The sequence below is a fragment of the Stenotrophomonas sp. YJH_SMC_8 genome (assembly GCF_059371315.1).
In genome coordinates this window covers 154,267-179,455 of sequence record NZ_JCAFUL010000010.1, presented here as the reverse complement: position 1 = coordinate 179,455, position 25,189 = coordinate 154,267, and the positions used below count along the sequence as shown (strand labels likewise).

The following is a 25,189-nucleotide window of genomic DNA, read 5'->3' as shown; positions in this document are numbered from 1 at the left end:
CAACGTGCAAAGAAGGAACGGATCACTTGCTGCCCTCCTTGCCGGCTTCAGCCTTCTGCTGTTCCTGCACCTCGGTCTCGTCGAGATACCGGTAGGTCTTGACCGTGCCGGACAACTCCAGCGCACCGGCACGCGAACCACCGCCAGCCTTGTCCGCCGGCTTCAGGTTGATGTCGTGCATGGTCAGGATCACCACACGCGGCAGCGAGGCCACGCCACTGACGAACGCACCGAACTGGTGGTAGCTGCCCACCATCTTCAGCTTGATCGGCTTCTCGGCGTAGAACTCCTTGACCTGCTCCTGTTCCGGTTCGAACAGCTGGCTGGTCAGGCCGCTGGACAGCGCGGTCTGCGAAATGTCGATGATCAGGTCCGGCATTTCGGTCTTGCTGGGCAGCTGCCGCAGCATCTGCTGCAGGACCTGCTCCATCTGCGCCAGCTGCTGCTTCAGCGGCCCCAGGTTCACCGCGCGTTCCTGCTGCTTGGAGAACTCGGTACGCAGATCGCTTTCCTTCGACTCCAGGCTGGCCAGTTCATCGCGCTTGCCGCTGATCAGCAGCATCCACGCAACGAACATGATGACCAGGGCCAGCAACGAACAGAAGACGATCTTGGCCTTCTGCGGCCAGTTGCCGATATCGTTGAAATCCAGGTTCTTCAGATCGATTTTCTGGCTCATGCGCGATCCCCCTGCAGCGGGGCGTAAGAGGCCTGCGGCGGCTGCGCCAGGCGGCTGCCCTCAGGCCTGGCGGCCGGTGCCGGTGCGGCGGGCTGGTTCGGCTTGGCCGGTGCAGGCGCCGGTGCAGGCGCAGTGGCCGGAGCGCTGGCGGGCGCTGCTGCCGGGGTCGCCACCGGTTGGGCCGGAGCCGGAGCCGGTGCTGATGCAGCGGCCGGGGCCGCGGCATCGGGGCCGGCGGCAAGCGGCGCCACGGCGGGCGTCGCAGCCGGCGTGGCCGCCACGCTGCCATCGGCGTTCAAACCGGGAGTGCCGGTCTCTTCACTCTGTGCAGGCAGCTTCACCGTGACCTTGAACATGTACGGCAGCGCCTTGATGTCCGATACCGGGCCGGCTGCACTCTTGTCTCCGGCACTGGCCTGGATGATCGACAGCTCCGGGTTGGTCATCCAGCCGGAGGTTTCCAGGTTGCGCATGTAAGCCGACACGCGGGCATTGGACTGGGTGCGTCCCTCGAGGGTGAGCATGTCCCCTTCCTGCTGCAGGGCGGTCAGCACCACGCCGTCAGGAATCGTGCGCACCAACGCATCGAACAGGTGGACCATCTGCGAGCGCTTGGCCTGCAGTTCCTCGATCACCTTCTTGCGGGCCAGCAGGCGGTCCTTCTGCGCGTCGAGGCGGTCGATCTCCTTGTTCTGTTCCTTGACCTTCTCGATCTCGGCTTCCAGATAGGCGTTGCGGTCCATCTGGCCGCTCACCTGCCGGTCGTAGTAGAACCAGATCAACAGCGACAGCAGCAGGCCACCGATGGCGGCCATGCCCAGCATTGCGTAGAACTCGCGCTGGCGTTGCTTGCGCCGCTCGGCGCGCCAGGGCAATAGATTGATGCGTGCCATCAGTCGAAGCTCCTCAGCGCCAGACCGGTGGCGATCATCAGCGCGGGGGCATCCTGGGCCAGCGCATGCGCGTTCACCTTCGGGCCCAGGGTCATCTGTGCCAGCGGATTGGCGACCACGGTCGGCACGCCCAGCTGTTCTTCGACCATCTCCGGCAGGCCACCCAGCACGGCGCAGCCGCCGGCCAGCACGATGTGGTCGACACGGTTGAACTCGCTGCCGGCATAGAAGAACTGCAGCAGGCGGCTGATCTGCTGGACCGTGGCTTCCTTGAACGGCTCCAGCACTTCCATCTCGTAGCTTTCCGGCAGCCCGCCCTGGCGCTTGGCCAGGCCGGCTTCCTCGTAGCTCAAGCCGTAGCGGCGCATGATCTCGTCGGTCAGCTGCTTGCCACCGAACACCTGTTCGCGGCTGTACAGGCTGCGGCCACCGCGCAGCACATTGAGCGTGGTCATGGTGGCGCCGATGTCGACCAGCGCGACCACGCCGTCGCTGGACACCGGCAGCTCACTGGCGACCAGGGCGTAGGCGTTCTCGACCGCGAAGGCCTCCACGTCCATCACCTTGGCCTGCAGGCCACCCAGTTCCAGCGCGGACTGGCGCAGTTCCACGTTCTCCGAACGCGACGCGGCCAGCAGCACCTGGACCATCTCCGGGTTGTTCGGGATCGCCCCGATCACCTCGAAGTCCAGGTTCACTTCCTCGATCGGGTACGGAATGTAGTTGACCGCTTCCAGCTCGATCTGGGCTTCCATGTCGTTCTCGTCGAGCTCGGCCGGCATCGGGATCACCTTGGTGATCACCGCCGACCCGGCGACGGCGGCAGCGGCCAGCTTGGCCTTGCTGCCTGAACGGTTCATCGCACGGCGGATGGCCTCACCCACGGCCTCCACTTCCACGATGTTCTTCTCTACCACCGCATTCGGCGGAAGAGGTTCCACAGCGTAATGTTCCACACGGAAACGATTGCCGCTGCGGGACAGCTGCAAAAGCTTTACCGCAGTCGAACTGATGTCGACGCCTACAAGCGGCGACTGACTTTTTGGGATGAGCCCCACGGTTTCTCCCCTGCCGACGGGCACTTGGACGCAAGACCTGCGCCCGAGCATTAATAACGTATTCTTAGCAAATGGCAACGGCCCTGCTGTGAAGTTCCTCACGGATTCACGATGCAGCCCCTGACTGTTCCCCTTGCGCTCCCCGGTGCCGACCCCAGCCGCCACCTTGCGTAATCTATACTCTGCGACCACGAAATTCGCAATCGGAATCTGAACCCGATGACTCGACTCCGCCGCTGGCTGCGCTGGATCTTCCTGATTGTCCTGGTCCTGGCGCTGATCGGCGCGGCCGCCGTGGGCGGTCTGTACTACGCTGTGTCCTCCAAGCTTCCCGACGTGCAGACCCTGCGCGACGTGGAAATGCAGGAGCCGATGTACGTCTATGCTGCCGACGGCAAGCTGATGGCGGTGTTCGGCGAGACCCGGCGCACCCCGATCACCATGAAGGACGTGCCGGAAAAGCTGAAGCAGGCGTTCCTGGCCACCGAGGATGCCCGCTTCTACGAGCATGGTGGCGTGGACTACATGGGCATCGGCCGTGCGGTGTGGCTGCTGGCCACCACCAGCGACAAGCGCGTGCCCGGTGGCTCCACCATCACCCAGCAGGTGGCCCGCCAGTTCTTCCTCAGCTCCGAGTACAGCTACACCCGCAAGCTGGCCGAGATCCTGCTGGCGCGGAAGATCGAGTCCGAGCTGAGCAAGGATGAGATCTTCGAGCTGTACCTGAACAAGAGCTTCTTCGGCAACCGCGCCTACGGCGTGGCCGCCGCGGCCGAGTTCTACTACGGCAAGAAGCTGAACGAGCTGGACCTGGACGAAATGGCCTCCCTGGCCGGCATCCCCAAGTTCCCGTCCTCGGGCAACCCGATCTCCAACCCGGAACGTGCCCGCCAGCGCCGCGACAACTATGTGCTGCAGCGCATGGCCGACCTGAAGTTCGTCAGCCAGGCCGAGGCCGACGCGGCCAAGGCCGTGCCGATGCATGCCACCGCGCATGAGCCGCCGGTGCAGGTCGATGCCCCGTACGTGGCCGAGCTGGTACGCCAGGAAATGATCGCCCGCTTCGGCGGTGATGTGGTCAACAAGGGTTACCACGTCACCACCACCATCGACTCCACCCTGCAGACCGCCGCCAACCAGTCGGTGCGCGACGGCCTGCTGCTGTACGACCACCGCCACGGCTGGCACGGTGTGGAGAAGCAGGTCCAGGTGGGTGCCGGCGAAGACGCCGCCGCCCTGGCCGAGCACCTGCGCGGCATGTACGGCCAGGCCGGCCTGCTGCCGGCCATCGTCGCCAGCACCGGCGCCGATGGCAGTGCCACCGTGGTGCTGGCCAACCGCAGCGAGATCGTGCTGCCGGCCGGTGCCGCCAAGTGGACCAACAAGACCCCGGGCAAGCTGGTGCAGCGCGGTGACATCGTGCGCGTGCGCGCCGGTGCCAAGGAAGGTGAGTGGCTGCTGGACCAGATCCCGCGCGGCCAGTCCGCGCTGGTCTCGCTGGACGCCCACAACGGCGCGCTGAAGGCGCTGGTCGGTGGCTTCAGCTTCTCCGGCAACAAGTTCAACCGCGCCACCCAGGCCCGTCGCCAGCCGGGTTCGAGCTTCAAGCCGTTCGTCTATGCGGCCGCCTTCGACAAGGGCTACAACCCGGCCTCGATCGTGCTCGACGCCCCGGTCGTGTTCCGCGACCGCCGCGGCAAGACCTGGGCCCCCCAGAACGATGGCGGCGGCTTCCGCGGCCCGATGCGCCTGCGCGAAGCCCTGGTGCAGTCGCGCAACCTGGTCTCGGTTCGCCTGCTCGACGGCATGGGCGTGGACTACGCGCGCAAGTACATCAGCGAATTTGGTTTCGCCGAATCGGAACTGCCGCCGAACCTGTCGATGTCGCTGGGTACTGCTTCGCTCACCCCGCTGTCGGTGGCCCGTGGCTACGCCGTGTTCGCCAACGGCGGCTCGCGGGTGGATACCTGGTTGATCGACCAGGTGAACGACCGCGACGGCAACCTGGTGTTCAAGGAAAACCCCGCCCTGGCCTGCCGCGACTGTGCCGGCAGCAGCGACCAGCCGGTCAACCAGGTCGTGGACGGCTTCAACTTCGGCGCCCCGGCCCCGAAGGTGGACCCGGCCGCTGCGGCAAAGGCCGAAGCCAAGACCGAAACCCCGGCCACGCCGGCCAACCCCGATGCCCGCACCGCGCCGCGCGCGATCGACGCCCGCACCGCCTACCAGCTGGTATCGATGATGCGCGACGTGGTCCAGCGCGGTACCGGCGTGCAGGCCAAGGTGCTCGGACGCGAGGACGTGGGCGGCAAGACCGGCTCCACCAACGACCACCGCGACGCCTGGTTCTCCGGTTTTGGCGGCCCGTACGTGACCACCGTGTGGGTGGGCCGCGACGACTTCCGCTCGCTGGGCTACCGCGAATACGGTGGCAAGGCCGCCCTGCCGATCTGGATCGACTACATGCGCACCGCGCTGAAGGACACCCCGATCGCCCAGAACGAGCCGCCGAGCGGCATGGTCCAGGCCACGCTCAACGGCGCGACCGAGTGGGTGAAGGTGGAAGACATGGATCGCCTGACCGACTACGACCTGAACCTCAATACGCCGCAGGCCGACGCCGCCGCGTTCGATATCTTCTAAGAGGCAGGTAGGGGTGGGTGACAACCTTGGTTGGTACCGCCTTTGTAGAGCCGAGCCCATGCTCGGCTCCGGGGGCCCGCGATAGAGCAGCCGAGCATGGGCTCGGCTCTACAGGATCAACGGCACCCGCACATACCCACGCAGATGTCACATCCGTGCGCTAGTCTGTAGCCAGGTCGCAACAGGGAGTCATCGCATGCATCGCGCCCGTCAGCATGCTGCCAGCCAGACCCGCGAGCGGCGCCACCGCCTCGCCCACGAAGCCGCCCGCCTGATGGCCGAAGGCGGCATCCGCGACTACCACCAGGCCAAGTTGAAGGCCGCCAGCCGGCTCGGCATCCACGACGATGCCTCCCTGCCCCGCAACACCGAGATCGAAGACGCCCTGCGCGAGTATCAGCGACTGTTCTCCGGGCCCCAGCACGGCAGCGAACTGCAGCGCCGCCGCGAGGCCGCCATGCGTGCGCTCGAGTTCCTGCACGGCTTCGCGCCGCGTCTGGCTGGCCCAGTGCTGGATGGCACCGCCGACGCCAACAGTCCCGTGCAGCTGCACCTGCACAGCGACGACCCGGAAGCTGTACATCGCTTCCTGGACGAGCATGGTATCCCCGCAGAATCGCGGGTACGCCGGCTGCGCATGGACCGCGAGCGCAGCCTGGATGTGCCGGTGTGGGTATTCACTGCCGAGGAACTGACCTTCGACCTGGCCGTGCTGCCGTACGACGCCCTGCGCCAGGCGCCGTTGTCGCCGGTGGATGAGAAGCCGATGCGGCGCGCGTCTGTCGCGCAGTTGCGGCAGGTGCTGGCGGAAGCGGAGATCACCGCGTACATCGGCGGATGACGACGGTAGCGCCGGCTCAAGGCCGGCGAGCGCAGCGTCACCTGCCTTGGGTGGGTTCGGGCTTCATGGATGCCTGAGCGAAGAGCAGCCGAGCGTGGGCTCGGCTCTACAGAATGCATGGATCCTGCCTTTGGTGGGTGCGGACCGTTGGTCCGCACTTTGCCGTGGGCATTGCGGTAGCTGGCCGAAGAGCAGCCGAGCGCGGGCTCGGCTCTACAGTGGCATTCCGGTGCCGCGCGGGGGCTCGGGCCCGCTCATCCACGTGGCCAGCCACGGTGCCGCAGCGCGCCTGGGATATTCCGCCATCATCCGTGCGTGCATGGTCTGCAGATCATTCAACAACCACGTCTGGTGGTAGATGTCGTTGAACGAGTCCGACCAGCCGCTCTTCACCCGCTGCCGGTCGCTGCTTTCCAGGCTCGGTACCAGGTCGCTCGGGCCATCCAGAATCCGCTGCAAGGCCTGGTTGATGCCCGTGTTCTCCGCCGCCGCCTCGCGCAGCAACACGATGCGGTCCTGCACCCGCGCGCAGCGGTAAGGCACACATCCGTTGGTGGCCTCGATGTAATCCGCGATGTCCGCCAGCAGATCCGCTCTCAGGCGCCATGCCACTTCGCCATCCAGCACCTGCCGCACCCGCATCGTGCGCACGGTGCTGGCCCGGATTTCCTGCGCCGTGGTGAACTCCTGCCCCGGCGTACTGCCACCATGGCGCACCAGCACGATGCGGTGGATCGCCTCGTTGGTGATGCCTTCCACCCGCAGGGCTGCGGCCTGAGGATGCATGCGGGGCGGTGGCACAGTGGTGAAGCGCCAGCAATACCAAAGCAGCATGACCGCACCCGAAAGGCACAGCAGACTGGAAAGCGTCCAGGCATCGAGGTGACGGGTGTAGTAGAAATACCGCGCCCGCCACAGGTAGAAGCTGCGATAGCTGATGAATCGGCTCACCCATCGGTACATAGCCATCTCCTCGGCCAGGGCCCCGGCGCGGCGGGGCGGATTACGCGCACCACGCCAGGGCGTCATGGCTTACCAGCCGATGCCCACACCCACGCCCACCGTGCGCTCGCCACTGTTGGTGAACGCGCCATTGAGGCTGAAGGTGGCTGAGCCCTTGTCGTTGAGCACGCGCTGGTAGCCGACCGCCATGGCCGACTCGCCATCGCTGTAGCCCACGCCCGCACCGAGGCGGTTGTAGGTGGCCAGGCCAGCGGTGTTCATCGCCATTGCGCTCTGTGCGCTGCTCATCGCCGCCATGCGGTTGAAGCGCTTGTCCATCTTGTCCAGGCGGCGCTCGAAGTTGCTGATGGCGCCATCGGTGTACTCGTTGGCACGGGCCAGCATCTTCTCCAGTTCAGCCGTATCGACCTGCGGCTTGGGTGCGGGGGTCTCGTCCTGGTTCGCCTTCGGTGCCGGCGCATCGCTTACCGATGCCACCGGCGGTGCCGCATCCACAGGTTCCTCCGCCTGCGGTGCGGGAGCGTTGGCGACCCGCGCCTGCATCTGTGGCTGCCCGTCCAGGCGCTGCTCCAGTCCATCCACGCGCCCATTGAGCTGCTGCTGCATCGCGTGCAGCTGGCCACCATTGACCGCATCGCGGCTGCCGGCGGCAATCGCACCATTGGCTACGTTGCCGAGCACCATGCCCTGCGCCCCGGCCAGCATCAGCTGATTCGCGCCATCGCTTCGGGTGGAAGGCGTGTTCTGGAACACCGAGCGCAGCTGGCCCTCGACACCATCCACTCGTGAGCGGGTGTTGATGACCGCACCGTCCAGCGCCGTCAGTGCGTCGTTCACCGTTGTCTGGGACCCGCCCTGGACGGAGAAGCGCGGTCCAACGATGTTGCCCTGGGCATCCACCTCACCGCCGAGCGCAGAGAGCGCGCCGCGCAGCTGGCCGACGGTGGCGGCGTTGTGGGATGCGGTGCCGTTGGCAACGTTGACTAGACGACGACGCAACGTGTCATTGCCAAAGGACGCCGTGTTGGACTCGCCACTGATCGAGTGAGCTCCCAAAGCGACTCCGTTCTGCGCTCCTTTTGCCACTTGCGAGAACGTACCAAGTGCCAATCCATCCGATTCCAAAACTCCCGAATAGGCCCCCAAAGCGAACCCGTGGGAACTGTCCTGATGGACAGCTGCGCCGCGCCCTAACGCAACAGAGTTCGACCCACCTGCAAAAGCATAGCTACCCACCGCCACGGCGCCGTCCGAGCTTAGTGAGGCGACAGCCGAATCACCTATTGCGATTCCCAAGCGCCCGGCCTGCGGTTGCACACCCTCAATCGAATCACCAAATGCCATGTAACGGGAATTCCTCTCGATCTCGCCAACCCGAAGATTCGTAGCATTCAGCTGACTACCACGTACTACATCAGTGCTTTCAGCAGACAATTCACCTTCAGCCACACCCGTCAGGCGTGCACCACCGAAGTCGATGACAGCGGAACCTGCATTGACCATCGGCTGCGATTGAACGTCGTGCCGTTCCTGCAGCGCATCGATGTCGCCGCGGTTCTTCAAGATTTTCTCTTCAACCTCATGCAACTGGTTACCGGTCACCGCGTCACGGCTTCCGGCGGCAATACGTCCGTCGGCCAGATTGGTCAGCACCATGCCGTTCATGCCAGCCAGGGCGATCTGACTCACGCCGCCGGCCAGCGCGGAGGGTGCGTCCTGGAACACCGAGCGCAGCTGACCTTCTACCTGATCAACGCGCGAACCCGCGGTCGTCACCGCACCATCAAGCGCCATCAGCGCGTCCTCGACGGTGCTGCGTGTTGCGCCCTGGATGGTGTAGGACGGTGCGATCACATTGCCGCTGGCGTCCATACCCGCACCGCCGCCCAGGGTTGCCAGCGCGTCTTTCAGCTGGGATACGGTTGTTGCGTTATGGTCGGCAGTCCCTCGGCCCACGTTGACCAGGCGACGCTTCAGCGAATCGTTGCCAAACGAGGCCGTCCCCGCCTCAGACGCAATCGATCCTGTGCCCACACCAACGGACATGTTTGCACCGGCAAGCACCCAGGCTCCCGCCCCAAGGGCGACACCTCCCGATGCGGCAACCTGCGAGCGCCCACCCAGGGCAAATCCATCTTCAGCACCTTCTTCGACATGCGAGGCACGCCCCAAGGCCACCGAGTTCTTTCCGCTGGCCGTTGCAAATGCGCCGAGCGCCGTAGCCCCTTCATGATTTGGAGAAGCTACCGCACCATCGCCAACCGCAACCCCGAGCAATCCAGCCTCTGCTGCGGCACTCAAGCCATCACTACCAACAACAAAGAAGCGACTCTGCTCCTCAATGCCATCAATCCGGGCATTCGTAGCGAAGAGCTGCCCGCCATTCACGGCTTCGGTACTGGTGGCGGAATTGATGTCACCGGCCGCTACGCCTCGTACGGTTGCGCCGTTGAGATCCACACTGGATTTGTCCGCACTGAACTTGACCATGGCATCCAGGTCCGACTCGATGCTGCCAAATGCATTACGCAGCGCAACGACCTCGTTCCGGTTTTCATTGATGCCCTGGCTTTGGACAAGCAGTTTCCTGGCGTGCTCATCCAGTGTGCTCATGCTCTGCGCCACCCGCTGATCGGTAGCATGCAACTGGCGGCCGGTCACAGCATCGGTACTGCTCGCATTCACAGCACCATCCGCGACGTTGACGATCCTGCGCTTGAGCGTGCTGCTGCCAACAGACACCTGTTCGGCAGCACTGGTCACCGAGCCACGGCCCAGTGCCACCGCTCCTTCGTGACTGGCCGTGCTGTTGGCGCCCAGTGCCATGGCGCCGGTAGCACCCGACGCAACAGCGCCATGGCCGATGGCCATCTGGTCGGCCTGCACACCGGTCTTGGCCTTGGTACCGATGGCAATGCTGTTGGTGGAAGCCGCCGAGCCGATGGCCGCTTCATAGCCGATGGCGACTGCGCCATTGGCGATGGCCTTGGCGAAGCGGCCCACCGCCGTGGCGCCGGTGCCGGTGGCGTTGCTGTTGCTGCCGACAACCAGCGCTCCCAGCCCGCTGGCAGCAGTGACACTGCCGATCGCCACGGCCTTGGTTCCACTGGCGGTGGCGTTCTCGGCGGCGCCGCTGGTGGCGAACAGGTTGCCCATGGCGGTCGCCTTGGTCATCGCGGCGTCTGCCGAGGTCTTGGCCGTGGTTGCAAGCGCACTGGCCGCCGTTGCCGCTTCCTGCGCCTTGGTCACCGTGGTGTTGGTCGCATGCAGCTGCTTGCCGGTCACCGCGTCGGTGCTGCTCGCGTTCACTGCACCGTCGGCGACATTGACGATCTTGCGTTTGAGCGTAGCGTTGCCAACCGAAACCTGGTTTCCGGCATTGGTGGCTGAATTGTGGCCCAGCGCCACCGAACTCGAGTTGGTCGCCTTCGCGTTGGCGCCCAATGCCAGCGAACCGCTCTCGGAGGTCGAGGCTCCCTTGCCGATGGCGATCTGGTTGACGGACTCGGCAACGCTGCTGGTACTTGCGCTGTCGCCGATGGCAATGCTGCCCTCCGTCCTGGCCTTGGCATTGACGCCGAATGCCGTTGCGCCAGCCCCCGTGGCCTGCGCCCGGTTGGTGGAGGTCATGCTCGTGCCAGATGCAGCAAGGTATCCGGCTGTCTCAACCTTCTGATTGGTTGCATACAACTGCTTCCCCGTTACCGCATCGGTGCTGGTGGCGGACAGCGCACCATCGGCCATGTTCACGATCTTGCGCTTGATCGTGTCGCTGCCGATCGACACCTGGTCCCTGGCGTTCGCCACCGAACCGCTGCCCAGGGCCACCGAATTGTTGTACTGGGCCTTGGCGTTGACACCAAGGGCTGTGGCACCTGCTGCGGTGGCCACCGCTTTGTTGGTGGCATTTGCAGCCGTGCCGGAAGCCGCAAGGTTGGCGGCGCTGTCAGCCTTCTGATGGGTTGCGTACAGCTGCCGGCCGGTCACCGCATCAGTGCTGGTGGCCGACAGTGTGCCATCGCCCACGTTGATGATCCTGCGCTTGGTGGTGTCGTTGCCGACCGAAACCTGGTTGGTTCCGGTGGTCACCGAGTGACTGCCCAGCGCCACCGAGCTGCTGTGCTTGGCTTGTGCGGAGGCGCCGAGCGCCATGGCGTTGCTTCCACCCGATGCTGCAGCACTCTTGCCGATCGCGATCTGGTCGGAGTAAGTAGTAGTGCTGGCTCCGTCACCAACGGCAATACTGCCGGCGGTCATCGCCTTGGCATTGATGCCCAGCGCCGTCGCGCCGGTACCACTGGCCTGGGCGCGGTTGCTGGTGGTTGCGGTACTGCCGGAAGCACTCAGGTAGGCCGCAGCCGCACCTGCTGCTGCGTCCCGCTGGGCCTGGATGGCCTTGCTCTCCGCCGTCAGCGCAATCATGCGCGCGTTGCCTGCGAGTTCATTGGTTTCATACAGCTGCTCGCCGGTGACGGCTTCGGTACTGCCCCAAGCGACTTCGCCACGGGCCACGTTGACAATCTTGCGCTGCAGTCGACTATTGCCTACCGAGACCTGGTTGCTGGCAGACGTCTGCGAATCGGTGCCGAGCGCGATGGAGTTCAGATGCTTGGCACTGGTATTCGCCCCCAGGGCCATCGCACCGGTGCCGTCGGCGCGCGAACCACTGCCCATCGCGATGGTGTTCTTTCCGAATGCTTCGCTGTCGTGCCCCAACGCCACGGCACCGAGGCCATGGCTTCGGGCGTAGACACCTACGGCAGTGGAATACCCTCCTGTCGCATTGGCGCGTACGCCCAGGCCCAGCGAGCTGTCGCCCTCCACGTATGCACCGGAACCCAGGACCAGGCCGTCCCTCCCATAGATTGTGGGTGCTGAGTAGTTGGCCGCGGTCGTCCAGGCGGCTTCCATCTGGGCAGCCGCCATCGTGCCGATGTTGCCACCCCCCACTGTCGCCAGCATGCCGACAAACGACTGCTGGGCCCACCACGCCCTCTCCTCCTCGGTCATTTCACTGGCCAGCGCAGATGCGGGTGCCGCCAATGCCAGGATGGCAATTGCGGTGGCAGTGCGGCCCACCGTCTGCGCGCGCTTGCCGCGGGCGGCGGTCAGTTCGCTGGCAACCACCCAGCACTGGCGGGCGTGGGACCACAGGCGTCGATAGATCTTGTTCATGGATTTCTCCTTAACAGGGCAGGCAAAGAGATCCACCGCGATCAATGAAGGCGGCGGATCGGATCAGTTCAGGGAGCGAGGGTGCGGACGTGTTCGCGGTAGCCGTCGCGGGTCAGCCGATAGCGCAGCTGCAGCGAGCTGCCCGGCTGCGGCTGGAATGGAAGCTGCAGCTGCGCGGCGGGGTACAGGCTGCGCGACACTTCATGCGCGGTGCAGGCGCCAGCGCTGGTGCACTCGGCCACGCTGGTGATGCCCAGCCTCAACGTACCCACGTTGTGCAGGGTGTCGCCCTGCAGGCGAACATCGACCACGCCGTCGGCGGGCACCACGTTGACCAGCGCCCCCCACACCAGGCTGACACCGACGTTGGCGCGTGACGCCTCATCACCGCCTTCCAGCACGCCCTCATCCGGGCCGCGCACACCTTCGAAGTAGACGCGGTAGGCGGTCTCCTGCTGCACGGGTTGCAACGGGATCACCCGGATCAGGCGATTGCCTCCGCCCGACAGGGCGAACTTGCCCGGCGTGATCGCGATTGCGGCCTCGCCGACATCAACCTCGCGCTCCTCCTCGCCCTGTGCGGCCGGGTTGACGATGCGCTGCACGCGGGTCTGCACGTACTGCGGCTGCGTGGACTGCGAGTAGACGCGGATCTGCGCACCGCGTTTGGCATCCACCGCCGCACGCATCGGGTGGATGGTCAGGTTGGCATGCGCCGGCGGCACCAGCAGCGCGCCCAGCGGCAGCAGACAGAACAGCAGTTTCTTCATGGCAGTCTCCAGGAATCAGGGTTTGGCCGTGGGCACGCGCAGCTCGACGGTCAGCTCGCCGTCGTAGCGGCCAGGACGCTTGCTGGCGATGGGCGTGGGCGGTGTTTCCAGCGTGAGTGGCGTGGGCACGCAATAGACCGGCTGGCTCATGCCGGGAAGCAGCACCAGCCGCAGCTGCGCACTGTCGATGCCGTGCAGCAGCTGCTCCACGCCGTGCTTCATGGCCAGACGATTGCCGCCGTAGTTCAGGCCGACCTGGTAATCCAGGCGTTGGCTGTCGTCGCTGCCACCGTCGGAATGCCAGACCGCGAAGTCGCTGCCGATGGGTGGCCGCGGCCCGCTGTCGCGCACGGTGACGCCAAGGAACTCGCTCTGCGAGCCCAGACCGTCGTACAGACACATCTGTAGTTCCTTGCGGCCCCCGACGACCTGGCGGATCGGGTCGTAACGCAGGTTCATGTTGACCAGCGGCGCGATGCTGTCGAACTCGGGGAAGTAGATCGAGATCGCGTCGTAGTCGGTAATGGTGAAATCGAGATTGAATACGTACGAACCTAGCGCAGTGCTTCCCGCACCCTGCCGTACATCCAGAATCAGTTGTGCTTTCCAGCGCCCCGCCACCAGTTTTGAGAGCTCAGACGCGCTGATAGACAGCGACACGCCTGTGCCAGAAGCGATGCTGGTAACACAGAGTTCGCTGAAGGTCGTCGAGATCGCGTAGTTTCTCTCGTCCCAGAAATCCAGGTAGCAGCGCCGATCATCGAAGGCGCGCTTCAACGCCCCGACAATCCGAACATCGGTACGCATCCCGCTTCGACGCTCTGCGAAGCTGAGCGGTATCTCAGTAACCGTTACGCCGGTAATTTCGCTACCAACCGTCGGGCAGCGTCCCATCGCCGAATCCGATTCAGACCGGCAGGTCATATGAAGGCGCCCATAGCCCTTGCTCTGATCGGTGTTGAATCCCAGCAACGTCTTTTCTGGAAGCAGGACGATCTCCCCCGGCACCGCAGAGCGGTCCCAGCTCATCACGATGTCCTGGGTGATCACGCCGGTAGGCGGATCGGTATCCGGCGGGCGCTGCGCCCATGCTTTCGGCACGGCCAGCGCCAGGGCGCACAGCTGCACCACAACCCACATCACACGCCGGTTCATGGCGTTCCTCCTGCAGCAGCGGTCTGGGGCGTAGCGGCAATCAGGGCGCGTTCCTGCAGCAGGCGGGTCACCCGGGCCTGCTGGCGGATGTCGGCGGGCAGCTGCGCCACCGCCATCGGCTCGCACTGCACGGCACCCACCAGCAGCACCACGCTGCGGCGCTCGCGCACCTGCAGCGGGCACTGCAGCAGGCGGGTGTCCTGCAGCAGGTACAGCGTCTGCTCGCGACGCGGGAAGTCGGCGACGAAGCCGCCGTTGGCAGCGGTGCCGGGCACCGGTGCATTGAGGATGCGGGCGCCGCCCAGCGGTGCCCCGGCAATGTCCTGCGCGTTGCCGATGAAGGTATAGGTCACCTCGATCGGTACCGGCAGGCGCACCAGCCGGCCCGGCGCCAGGAACAGCGGCCGTGCGCCACCGGCACCACTGACACGGATGGAGGCGATGCTGTCCAGCGTGCTGGCGTCCTGCACTTCGGCACGATGCGACTGGTAGGCCGACAACGGCAGCAACCGCCGCTCACCCAGCTGCAGCCGCTGCCGGCGCAGGCCACCCACCTGCAGTTCTGCGGCGACGCCACGCAGGTCCAGGTCGTCGGTGTCATCCACCTGCACCGCCAGGCCGGCATCGGCGCCATTGCTCCCGCTCCAGTACAGGCCTCGCGCGCCCAGCGCGAACCCCGAGCTGTGCGTGCCGCTGTAGGCCATTTCGCTGCGGCCGCGGTGCTGATAGCCGGAAACGGTGGCGCCGGTGTGGCCGATGCGGTTCTGCACCTGGCCGGACAGCGTGGCGCTGTAGCGCGTGTTGTTGTCGCCACGCAGCTCGCCGGTGATCTCGCGGTACTGGGCGTCCACTTCCTGCCGGAAGCTATGGCCCGCGCTGTAGTTGACGGTGGGTCGCTGATGCTGCGGCTGGCGCACGTCCACCGCGTAACGCCGCTGGCCACTGCCGCTGTCGGTGCGCAGCAGACGGGTCAGGCTGAGATTGAGGTAGATGCCACGGTCGCGACCGTCGGTGCCACGCAGGCTGTCGCGCGTCGTCTGCTGCCACACGCCGACGCGGCTGGACACGCTGAAATCCTGCCAGCGGTGGCTACGGCTGAAGCTGGCCTGCCAGGTGCGGCTGAGCTGCGGTTCCCGGCGAGGCTGCCACGGCGGCGGCGGCAACAACGGGTCCAGTCCGGCCATCGGATCCTCGTCGGCCCCCGTCAACGGCCAGCCGCTGCGCCAGGTCTGGCGTCGGGTGTAGGCCAGGTAGGCGCTGCCGCCGGCAAACGGCAGCGCCATCGATGCGCTCAGCGAATTGGCGCAGCCCAGCTGATCGCGTGCATCGGCCTCGAACTGGCAGGCCTTGCCGCGCATGCGCTGCTGGTACAGATTCCACGATGCCCTGCGGCGGTAGGAGAGCTGGTGCTGCTGGCCGCTGCTGCCATCGCTGCCGCGCAGTCCGCTGATGCTGGCGCGCAGTTCCTGGGTGACGTACAGGCGGCGCAGGTCCACGCGCAGTTCGCCGTAGCTGGCGCCACCGAGATCGGCCAGACCTGCGGTTACCGACACGTCGCGGCCCAGCGGCAGGCGCATGCCAGCCATTGCCACCGATTCGCCATCGAAGCGGTTGCTGCGGCGCTCGTTGCGGCGGCCGCCCTGCACGAACCATTGCCAGCGGCTGTCGGTCCAGTCACCGCCCTTGTCGAACGGCGCTTCTTCGGTGCGCACCAGCACACCGTCTTCGTAGATGCGCATGCGCACGCTGTAGCTGCCGAACGGAAAGTTGCGGGTGTCGATCTGGTTGATGCCGGCCTGCAGGTAGTAGGTCTGCAACAGGCGCTCGCCATCGAACACGTCCACGCGCGCATCGCGCGCCAGCAGCACGGTCAGCGGGGTGGCACGCACGGCTGCGTCGGCATCCACATAGGCCTGGGTGGTTCCCATGCGCAGGCCGTGCAGGCGGTCCAGCGGCAGCATGCTGAAGCCGAACGTGCCGCCCTGCGGGCTGGACAGGTTGCGACGGTCCATGCGCCCGGCCTGCAGGTAATGCTCGCGCCCCAGGTCGTGGCGGTAATAGACGTTGTCGAACTGGAACTCGCTGTCGCCACCGTGCTGGCGGTAGCGCTGGTGGTTGAAGGTCCAGTCCGCGACCGCGTGGCCTCGCTGGAACAGTCCCAGTGCCGCCGCGCCGCGCGCGGACAGCGCCTGGTAGTCGCGGCCACCACTGGCGCTGAGCGTCTGCTCGTGCAGGAACGCATTCTCGGCATTGGCGGTGACACGGTGCAGGCGCTCGGCGGCCGGCTCACCGATGATCCACTGTCGTGCCACATACAGGCGCACCGCACCTTCGCCTTCGTCATACAGTGCGCGCACCGCCTGCGGGTCGTCCGGCGGGTCCAGGTAGCCGCAGCCGGCACTGGCGCCGCCAAACCGGCAGGCCAGATGGCTGTTGCGTGCAAGCGGCTGCTGCAACGCAGGCAGCAGTGCGGCCTGCGCCTCGGCCGACAGCTCCAGCGCCTGCAGCACGCGCGCAGGATCTTCCAGCTGCACGTGCTCCAGCGTCACGCGCACCGGCGACAGCCCGGCCGAGCGACCGAACAGCTGGATGTCGAGTTGTTCGGTCTGGCCTTCGACCAGGTCCTCGAAACCGGCGGGGACGCCGCGTGCCACGGCCCACGGTGAGGCCAACGACAAGGCGAGCGCGACCGCCAGCCGGGTCACGGCGGGTGCGGGTGTTTTCATGGGAGGCAGCCGGATGCGGCCGGCCCGCAATGGCGGGCCGGCCCGGGGATTACGGCGTGGTCGCCTTCTGGTTCATGATGATGTGCAGCAGGCCTTCGTAACGGCCCTTGGCGGTCAGCGGTGCCGGTGTGGTCTGCGCCACGGTCAGCGGCATCGGGATCGACTCGCCAGGCATCGAGCCTGCGCCGGTGAAAAGATCGGCGGCCTTGAACTCCTCAACCGTAGTGCTCAGCGGGCGGTTGTTGAGGCTGACCGTCATCGGCACACGGTTGGCGCCGGTGCCATCGGTCAGCTCGAAGGCGCGGCCCACACGCACTTCGATGTCCGCGTCTTCATCGTTGGAGTGGATGCGCACGCGCTGGGTCGCCGGCAACAGGCCGCGCAGCGGGTCGTGGGTCAGGCTCAGGGTGTCGGGCAGCGCGCTGCCGTCATCACGCAGCAGGGCCAGGGTGGGATCGACGTCGGCATAGACGGTGATCCTGGTATCCACGGCGTGCGCGGACAGCGAAGCGGTGGCCAGCGCTGCAGCGAGCGCGGCCTTCTTGAGAATGGCGTGCATGGGTTGTCTCTCTCGGACAGGGGGAACATGAAAGCCCCCCTCCCCTAAGGAGAAAGGGAGGGAGGCGCCGCCCGCAGAGGTGGTTGCGGGCGACGGAGAGAATGTTAGGAATCCATTGCCATGCAGGCCATTCAAGCATTCCTAAAACGTTGGAGGTTAAGGAGGATTCTTGAAGGCGCTCAATGTTTGAGGGTTATGCAAACTCCCTCACTGCTTGAATGCAATAAACCTCATTGCCTTGGGTTTGTAGAGTCGACTGTTAGTCGACTGCTCTTCCGACACTGCGCGAAGCACACACGCTGCGCGCATGAGTCGAGTACGGCTCGACTCTACAGCGGGTCATCCACGCATGGCGTGGATCTGCTGGATGGCATCAGACCGCCCTTCGGCGGCCTGATGAGACATCGCGTTGGCGCACGATCAGAAGAAGATCGCGTACAGGATCAGCAGCGGAATCGGTACACCCAACAACCAGAGCAGAATCATTTTCATTGCAGGTCTCCTTGCGTGGAAGGCGGGTTACAGATCGCGGCGGTGGCCGCCCCAGGTGGCGCTGAGGCTGGCGAAGAACGCACCGATCAGCAGGGTGATGAACAGCCACAACGCGGCATAGGCGGTCGCCTTTCGGGCATCGTCGGCGGCCTGCTTGGCGGTGTTCCTGGCCTTCTCCAGCGCCGCACGCATGCGCGTCTGCACATCGGTCACGCGCGCCTGCGCTTCGGCCGGGCTCATGCCGGTTTCGCGCGCGATCAGCTGCGCCAGGTACTGGGTGTCGGCCGGATCCAGGCCATCGCCCTGCAGGCTGTTGACGATGATGCGGTTCACTTCGGCACGCACTTCGCGGCGGTCACCCATCGGGCCATTACCCGGCATCGGGCGCGGCGGCAGGCCTACGCGCACATCGCGCGGCCCGACGCTTGCAGCCGGTGGCGGTGGGGCCGGATCTGTCGCCGCCACGCCGGACGCTGCATCAGGCGCGCCCGGGGCCGGCGGCGCGCCTGCAGCTGCCGGACCCGCATCGGTAGCGTTGCGGAACAGTGAATCCACCCAGTAGTTGAGGTCGCCTTCCGGGGCCGCCGCGGCAGTGCTGCCCGCGCCCGCGGCAGCAACGCCGGCCGTGGATGCGGCAACGCCCGCGGCGGCACCGGCCACCTTTGCGCCGGCGCCCAGCACGCCACCGATTGCCGATGTGAGCAAGCCCGCGGTCAGCAGCGTGGCGACGGCCCACGACACGAAGCCATGCGCGGTATCGCGGAAATAGGTTTCATCGCCATGGATCTGCGTCCACTTGATACGCAGGCGGCCCGCCAGATAGCCACCCAGGCCGGACGCGGCCAATGCGGTGAAGGTGAGCCAGATGATGCTGGACCAACCGAAGGTCTCTTTGCTGACGCCTTCGAACGACCATGGCGACACCGACGACAGGCCGAGGCCAACACCGAGGATCAGCAGGATGAGGGAGAGTGCAGCGGCAGCGGTGGCGCCAGCGAAGATCGCGCCCCAGGAAACGGCGCTTTCGCTGGGAGGGGCGATGATCGGGGCGGTGACGACGGCGGCGACGTCAGGGCCGAGCGGTCCGCGCTCGGCTGGGTCGAATCGGGTACTCATCGGGATGGACGCTCCATTTCAGATGCTGCGGATGCAGCTGGCGTCCTGAGGCTGCGCGAGCGCTTGTGAAGCTGGCGAGACCCTTGAATCACACGGTCTTGGCGCGGTGAAGCGCGTGCCAACCAAGGTTGGCACCTACCGAAGGCGGATGCGGTGGTAGATCCACGCCATGCGTGGATGATTTTTCGCGAACGCCGCAGAGCGTGCCAACCAAGGTTGGCACCCACCACAAGCAAAAAAAGACGCCCCGCGGATGCGAGGCGTTTCATCACGAACTACGGCAGGCGATCAGCCCTGGTAGTCGCGCACGTCGCTGCCGGTGTAGACCTGGCGCGGGCGGCCGATCTTCATTTCCGGGTCGACCTGCTGTTCCAGCCAATGCGAGACCCAGCCGGAGGTACGGCCCAGGGCGAACATGACGGTGAACATCTCGGTCGGGATCTGCAGCGCCTTGTAGATGATGCCGCTGTAGAAATCGACGTTCGGGTACAGCTTGCGGGCGACGAAGTACTCGTCCTGCAGCGCGGCCTGTTCCAGCTTCACGGCCACGTCCAGCAGCGGATCCTGCACGCCCAGCTGCTTGAGCACCTTGCTGGTCATCTCGCCGATGACCTTGGCGCGCGGGTCGAAGTTCTTGTAGACGCGGTGGCCGAAGCCCATCAGGCGGAAGCCGGAGGTCTTGTCCTTGGCCTTGACCACGGCGGACTCGACGTTGTCGGCGGTGCCGATCTCTTCCAGCATCTTCAGCACGGCTTCGTTGGCACCGCCGTGGGCCGGACCCCACAGCGCGGTGACGCCAGCGGCGACCGACGCGTACGGGTTGGCACCGGTCGAGCCGACCAGGCGCACGGTCGAGGTCGAGGCGTTCTGCTCGTGGTCGGCGTGCAGGATGAACAGCAGGTCCAGCGCCTTCACCACGTCCGGGTTCAGATCGTACTGGCCGTCAGCCGACTCGAAGGTCTGCTTCAGGAAGCGGCTGACGTAGTCCAGCGAGGTGTCCGGCTTGTTGGCCGGCAGGCCCTTGCCGTGGCGGTAGATCAGCGCCGACAGGGTCGGCACCTTGGCGATCAGGCGCACGGCGGCCTGGCGGCGCTGTTCGGCGTCGGACAGGTCCAGCGAGTCGTGGTAGATGGCCGACAGCTGCGCGATGGCGGCTGCGAGGATCGCCATCGGATGGGCATCCTTGGCGAAGCTGCCGATCAGGGTGTTGATCGAATCGTCGACGTTGGCTTCGGCAGCCAGCTCATCGGTGAAGGCCTTCAGCTGCTCGGCGCTCGGGCGCTCGCCGTTGATCAGCAGGTAGGCCACTTCGACGTAGCTCGACTTTTCCGACAGCTGTTCGATCGGGTAGCCGCGATACAGCAGCACGCCCTTGTCGCCGTCGATGTAGGTGATGGCGGACTTGCAGCTGGCCGTCGCGGTGAAGCCGGAATCGTAGGTGAAATACCCCGTTTCCTTGGTCAGCTTCGCGATGTCGACGCAGTCGTTGCCAAGGGTGGGTTTGATGACGGGCAGAACGACCGACTTATCGCCGGCGTTGAGCGTGACCTGATCAAGATCGGACACTGTGTGCGCTCCTTCATGGGAAGGCGCCTGCCCAAGCGCATTGGTCAGGCACGTGAATGACGTCCTCGGCCTGTGCCGGGGATCAGGTCATTATCGCACAGCAGCATTTGTCGGGTGCTAGACGGAAGTCGTATACGACAGGCGGCCAGACGCCGGCCGTTGAGCGGCCCGGATCGGCAAAAGCGCTGTCACACGAACGCAGTGTTCCGTCCATCCAAACGCCCGTTGGGCAGGCGTTGGGGAAAAACAAACGGCCGCGCAGAGCGCGGCCGTCGGTTCGAAGCTGGATCGACAGATCAGCGCGCGTAGCGCTTCTGGAACTTGTCGATACGGCCCGAGGTGTCGATGACCTTGTGCTTGCCCGTGTAGAACGGGTGCGAAGCCGAGGAAATTTCAACCTTCACCAGCGGGTAGTCGTTGCCGTCTTCCCACTTGATGGTTTCCTTCGTCGCCATGGTCGAGCGGGTCAGGATCTTGAAATCGGAGGTGACGTCATGGAAGACGACGTCGCGGTAGTTCGGATGGATATCGGCCTTCATGGGCTCACACCGTAAATGGGCTGGTGGTCAAGAGCGGCATTATAAGCACCGGTTGCCGCCCGGGGCAACCGGTGCCGGGCAATTGACTTCAGTCCGCGCCAAGGGCCTGGCGCACCAGGGCCTCGAAACGCTGCTGGTCGTAGGCCATCAGCAGATCGCAGTTGTCCGGCTGGCCGGTCTGGCGGTTCCAGTCGACGATGGTGGCACCGCGGCTGAACGTGCCGTTCAGTTCCACGTTCAGCGGACGCGATTCGACCTGCAGCTGCCCTTCCGGGTTCAGCGCCCATGCCATGGCCACCGCATCGGCGGTGTACCAGCGACCACCCTTGGCGTCTTCCGACAGCGCGCGGGTCTTGCGCGAGATCAGCTCGTAGAAGCGGGCGCGATCGGAGTCGGCCTGCAGCCACGTCTCGGCATCTTCCAGCGGCAGACCGTGGGCGACGGTGGCTTCCCAGTCCGACACCAGCAGGTGCTTGAACGAGGTGAACACCACGTGCGCCGCTTCCGGGTCGAAGGCGATGTTGAATTCGGCCGCCGGGGTGATGTTGCCGTGGCAGGTGACCGCGCCGCCCATCACCACGATGCGCTTGATGCGCTGTGGCAGGGTCGGGTCCAGTTTCAGCGCCAGCGCCAGGTTGGTCAGCGGGCCGAGCATCACCAGCATCAGTTCGCCGGCGTGCTCGTGCGACAGGCGCAGGATGGCCAGCGCGGCGTGCTCGGCTTCGGCCTGGCGGCTGGGCGGCGGCAGGTCCACGTCGCCATAGCCGTCACGGCCGTGCACGTGGGCCGCGTCGACGGAGGGATGCAGCAGCGGATCCGGGCTGCCGGCAAACACCGGCACGTCGGTGCGACCAACGATGTCGCAGAGCTTGAGGGCGTTGCGCACGGTGTATTCGAGGCCGACATTGCCGGCGGCGATGGTCAGGGCGACCACGTCGTGCCGTTCATCGGCGAAGGCCATCAGCAGGGCCAGGGCGTCGTCCACACCGGGGTCGGTGTCGATCAACAGCGGGATCTTGTGGGTCATCGTTGCCGTCTTCAGATCGGCAACGAAGTGTGGACCGGGATGATGACCGTTGCAAGTACGGGGTGTTGGGGGTTCGGCAGGGCTGCGCCCTTCACCCGCCGAATCAACAGCAAACGCCAGAGCAACCGCAGAAGCTGGACTACTGAGATTGGCGGGGTGGGTCCGGTTGCGGGGGACGCCGTGAACCCGTCCATGGGGGCTTGGTCGCGGCATCCATGCCGCTCACACCCCCGCAACCGGACCCACCCCGCCTTCGACAGATCGCTACCGCTGTTGGTAGGTGTCGACCTTGGTCGACATATCCGCGAGATGATCGAAAAGGCTGTCTGTAGAGTCGAGCCATGCTCGACTCCCGCGCGCAGCGCGAACGGCAGCCGAGCATGGGCTCGGCTCTACAGTAGATCCACGCCATGCGTGGATGAGCGTGCCGGAAATGGGGTCAGATCCCTTTGCTGCGCAAAGGGATCTGACCCCGTGTCTTACGCCGAGGCGTAACGCACGGCGGTGCCGATCCAGCGCTGTACCACGCGGTCGGCCAGCGCGGGTTGCTGGTCCAGCAGGCGCTCGGCCAGGCCGTGCACGCCGGGCAGCAGGCCGGCGTCGCGGGCCAGATCCGCGATGCGGAAGCCGGCCAGGCCGGTCTGCCGCGTACCCAGCAGTTCGCCGGGACCGCGCAGCTCCAGATCTTTTTCGGCGATGACGAAGCCATCGTTGGTTTCGCGCATGGTCTGCAGGCGTTCGCGCGCCATCTGCGAAAGCGGCGCCTGGTACAGCAGCATGCAGCGCGATACCGCCGAACCGCGGCCAACACGGCCACGCAGCTGGTGCAGCTGGGCCAGGCCCAGGCGCTCGGCGTTCTCGATCACCATCAACGAGGCGTTCGGTACGTCCACGCCCACTTCGATCACGGTGGTGGCCACCAGCAGATCGATGTCGCCCGCCTTGAACGCCACCATCGTCGCCAGCTTCTCGGCGGCTTTCAGGCGGCCATGCACCAGCCCGACGCGTACGCCGGGCAGCAGCGCCTGCAGCGATTCGTAGGTTGCCTGCGCGGGGGTGGCATCCAGCTCTTCGCTTTCCTCGATGAGCGTGCACACCCAGTACACCTGCCGCCCTTCCTGGCAGGCCAGCGCAATGCGCTCGATCAGCTCCGGGCGACGGTCATTGTTCAGTGCGACGGTCTGCACCGGCGTGCGGCCCGGCGGCAGTTCGTCGATGGCCGACACGTCCAGGTCTGCGTACTCGGACATCGCCAGCGTGCGCGGAATCGGCGTGGCGGTCATCACCAGCTGGTGCGGCACGCTGTTGCCGCCCGCCCCCTTGTCGCGCAGCGCCAACCGCTGGTGCACGCCGAAGCGGTGCTGCTCGTCAACGATGGCCAGGGCCAGGTCCTGGAACACCACCGCTTCCTGCATCAGCGCGTGGGTGCCGACCACCACCTGCGCTTCGCCATTGGCGACCTGTTCCATCACCTTGGCGCGCGCCTTGCCGGTGACCTTGCCGGCCAGCCACGCGATGCGCACACCGAGCGGTTCCAGCCAGCCACGCAGGTTGTTGAGGTGCTGCTCGGCCAGCAGTTCGGTGGGGGCGGCCAATGCGACCTGCTTGCCCTGCTCCACCGCCAGCATCGCCGCCAGCGCGGCGACCACGGTCTTGCCTGAGCCGACATCGCCCTGCACCAGCCGCAGCATCGGGCTGGGCCGTGCAAGGTCCTCGCGGATCTGCTTGAACACGCGCGCCTGTGCGCCGGTCAGTGCGAACGGCAACTGCTTGAGCAGCGCCTTGGCCAGCTTGCCCGGACCTGCCAGCGGCGGCGCATGGTGCGCCTGCAACGCGATGCGCTGGCGACGCAGGCTGAGGTGGTGGGCCAGCAGTTCTTCCATCGCCAGGCGGCGCTGGGCTGGATGAGTGCCGGCCGCCAGCGCGGCCAGATCGGCATCCGGCGGCGGCCGGTGCACGGTCAGCAGCGCGCTGCGCAGCGACGGCAGGCCGAGGCCATCGAGCCAACCATTGGGCAGCAGTTCCAGCGTGCTTTCCTCGGGCAGGCGGTCCAGCGCCTGCCCGATCAGCTTGCGCATGGTCATCGGGCCGACGCCTTCGACGGTGGGATACACCGGGTCGAGGCGGTCGCCGAGTTCGGGATCGTCGTTGCGGCCCAGCACCTGGTAGCTGGGGTGGACGATCTCCAGGCCCAGGTGGCCGGGCTTGGGCGTGCCGAAGCAGCGCAGCCGGTTGCCGACCGCGAACTGGCCGACCTGCTGCTGGCGGAAGTGGAAGAAGCGCAGCACCAGGGTGCCCTGCCCTTCGTCTTCCACCGCCACCTTCAGCATCGGCCGGTAGCGCATGCCGCGCTCGACCGCGACCACCCGCCCTTCCACCTGCGCCGGCACGCCGTTGCGCAGGTCTTCGATGCGGGTCAGCCGGGTGCGGTCTTCATAGCGCAGCGGCAGGTGAAGCCAGAGATCCTGCAGGGTGGCCAGGCCACGCGCCTGCAGTTTGGCGGCCACGGCCGGACCGACGCCAGCGAGCATCGCCAGGGATGCTTCGCCGGACGGTGACAGGACCGGGGTGACCGCCGCCTTGCGTGCCACGTGGCGGTCAGTCGATGACCATCACCGCGTCGACCTCGAAGTTGGCGCCCTTCGGCAGGCCGGAGACTTCGATGGTGGAACGGGCCGGGTACGGGGCCTGGAAGTAGTCCTGCATGACCGCGTTGACCTTGGCGAACTCGCCCAGGTCGGTCAGGTACAGGCCCAGGCGCACGACCTTGTCCAGCGAGCCGCCGGCGGCTTCGGCCACGGCCTTGAGGTTGTCGAAGGCGCGGCGGGCCTGTGCCTCGACGTCACCGGCGCCGACGATGTCGCCGGTAGCCGGGTCGAGCGGGATCTGGCCGGAGAAGTACACGGTGTTGCCGGCGCGCACGGCCTGCGAGTACGGGCCGATGGCGGCGGGAGCCTTTTCGGTGTTGATGATCTGGCGGGACATGG

General features: G+C 66.0%; 17 protein-coding genes. 2 read left to right on the top strand and 15 right to left on the bottom strand.

Translation table 11 applies throughout. The annotated features are described in order from the left end of the window. Positions 1-22 precede the first annotated feature (22 nt). Genes AC5P88_RS14385 through AC5P88_RS14375 form a run of 3 tightly spaced genes read right to left on the bottom strand, consistent with a single transcriptional unit; the run spans position 23 to position 2,630 of the window. Positions 23-679: a type IV pilus inner membrane component PilO gene (locus AC5P88_RS14385; RefSeq protein WP_005410857.1), complete on the bottom strand. Its 657-nt coding sequence runs from the start codon at positions 677-679 to the stop codon at positions 23-25. Beyond that, the gene (locus tag AC5P88_RS14380; RefSeq protein WP_495225355.1) at positions 676-1,572 is read right to left on the bottom strand and encodes a PilN domain-containing protein; all 897 of its coding nucleotides are present in this window, start codon (positions 1,570-1,572) and stop codon (positions 676-678) included. The genes AC5P88_RS14385 and AC5P88_RS14380 overlap by 4 nt, the downstream gene beginning before the upstream one ends. Further along, positions 1,572-2,630 (bottom strand): pilus assembly protein PilM, encoded by a 1,059-nt coding sequence (locus AC5P88_RS14375; protein WP_099552984.1) that lies wholly within the window; start codon positions 2,628-2,630, stop codon positions 1,572-1,574. Before AC5P88_RS14375 ends, AC5P88_RS14380 begins: the two co-directional genes overlap by 1 nt. 219 nt (positions 2,631-2,849) lie before the next feature. Here AC5P88_RS14375 and AC5P88_RS14370 point away from each other — a divergent pair, with 219 nt between their 5' ends. Together AC5P88_RS14370 and AC5P88_RS14365 are read left to right on the top strand one after the other, a co-directional pair. Beyond that, positions 2,850-5,273 (top strand): penicillin-binding protein 1A, encoded by a 2,424-nt coding sequence (locus AC5P88_RS14370; RefSeq protein ID WP_459048065.1) that lies wholly within the window; start codon positions 2,850-2,852, stop codon positions 5,271-5,273. 196 nt (positions 5,274-5,469) lie between these two features. After that, a complete protein-coding gene (locus AC5P88_RS14365) occupies positions 5,470-6,114 on the top strand; it encodes a hypothetical protein (protein WP_495225354.1) in 645 nt (214 codons plus the stop codon). Positions 6,115-6,327: 213 nt separating this feature from the next. Here AC5P88_RS14365 and AC5P88_RS14360 read toward each other — a convergent pair whose 3' ends face one another. The 12 genes from AC5P88_RS14360 to AC5P88_RS14305 form a co-directional block, all read right to left on the bottom strand. Continuing rightward, complete coding sequence (locus AC5P88_RS14360; protein ID WP_495225376.1) at positions 6,328-7,077, bottom strand: hypothetical protein; 750 nt, start codon at positions 7,075-7,077, stop codon at positions 6,328-6,330. Positions 7,078-7,146: 69 nt separating this feature from the next. Further along, entirely contained in the window at positions 7,147-12,252 is a 5,106-nt protein-coding gene (locus AC5P88_RS14355) for an ESPR-type extended signal peptide-containing protein (protein ID WP_495225353.1), read from the bottom strand. A 68-nt stretch (positions 12,253-12,320) separates the two neighbouring features. Then, complete coding sequence (locus AC5P88_RS14350; RefSeq protein WP_106550236.1) at positions 12,321-13,022, bottom strand: fimbria/pilus periplasmic chaperone; 702 nt, start codon at positions 13,020-13,022, stop codon at positions 12,321-12,323. Between the two features lie 15 nt (positions 13,023-13,037). After that, on the bottom strand, positions 13,038-14,177 hold the full coding sequence (locus AC5P88_RS14345; protein ID WP_495225352.1) for a CblD like pilus biogenesis initiator family protein: 1,140 nt from the start codon (positions 14,175-14,177) through the stop codon (positions 13,038-13,040). Next, positions 14,174-16,903 carry a TcfC E-set like domain-containing protein gene (locus AC5P88_RS14340; protein ID WP_495225351.1) on the bottom strand — a complete coding sequence of 910 codons (2,730 nt, stop codon included), beginning with the start codon at positions 16,901-16,903 and terminating at the stop codon, positions 14,174-14,176. Before AC5P88_RS14340 ends, AC5P88_RS14345 begins: the two co-directional genes overlap by 4 nt. 49 nt (positions 16,904-16,952) lie before the next feature. Beyond that, positions 16,953-17,462 (bottom strand): CS1 type fimbrial major subunit, encoded by a 510-nt coding sequence (locus tag AC5P88_RS14335; RefSeq protein WP_106550239.1) that lies wholly within the window; start codon positions 17,460-17,462, stop codon positions 16,953-16,955. Positions 17,463-17,981: 519 nt separating this feature from the next. Beyond that, the gene (locus AC5P88_RS14330) at positions 17,982-19,070 is read right to left on the bottom strand and encodes a hypothetical protein (RefSeq protein ID WP_495225350.1); all 1,089 of its coding nucleotides are present in this window, start codon (positions 19,068-19,070) and stop codon (positions 17,982-17,984) included. Between the two features lie 288 nt (positions 19,071-19,358). Beyond that, the gene (locus tag AC5P88_RS14325) at positions 19,359-20,636 is read right to left on the bottom strand and encodes a citrate synthase (RefSeq protein ID WP_049404024.1); all 1,278 of its coding nucleotides are present in this window, start codon (positions 20,634-20,636) and stop codon (positions 19,359-19,361) included. A gap of 296 nt (positions 20,637-20,932) precedes the next feature. Further along, on the bottom strand, positions 20,933-21,175 hold the full coding sequence (locus tag AC5P88_RS14320) for a type B 50S ribosomal protein L31 (RefSeq protein ID WP_010484049.1): 243 nt from the start codon (positions 21,173-21,175) through the stop codon (positions 20,933-20,935). An 88-nt stretch (positions 21,176-21,263) separates the two neighbouring features. Continuing rightward, on the bottom strand, positions 21,264-22,202 hold the full coding sequence (locus AC5P88_RS14315) for a nucleoside hydrolase (RefSeq protein WP_106550242.1): 939 nt from the start codon (positions 22,200-22,202) through the stop codon (positions 21,264-21,266). Positions 22,203-22,681: 479 nt separating this feature from the next. Then, positions 22,682-24,793, bottom strand: coding sequence for an ATP-dependent DNA helicase RecG (gene recG / locus AC5P88_RS14310; RefSeq protein ID WP_495225349.1), 2,112 nt, complete (start codon positions 24,791-24,793; stop codon positions 22,682-22,684). 7 nt (positions 24,794-24,800) lie between these two features. Beyond that, positions 24,801-25,187: a RidA family protein gene (locus AC5P88_RS14305; protein ID WP_005410875.1), complete on the bottom strand. Its 387-nt coding sequence runs from the start codon at positions 25,185-25,187 to the stop codon at positions 24,801-24,803. Between the last annotated feature and the right edge of the window lie 2 nt (positions 25,188-25,189).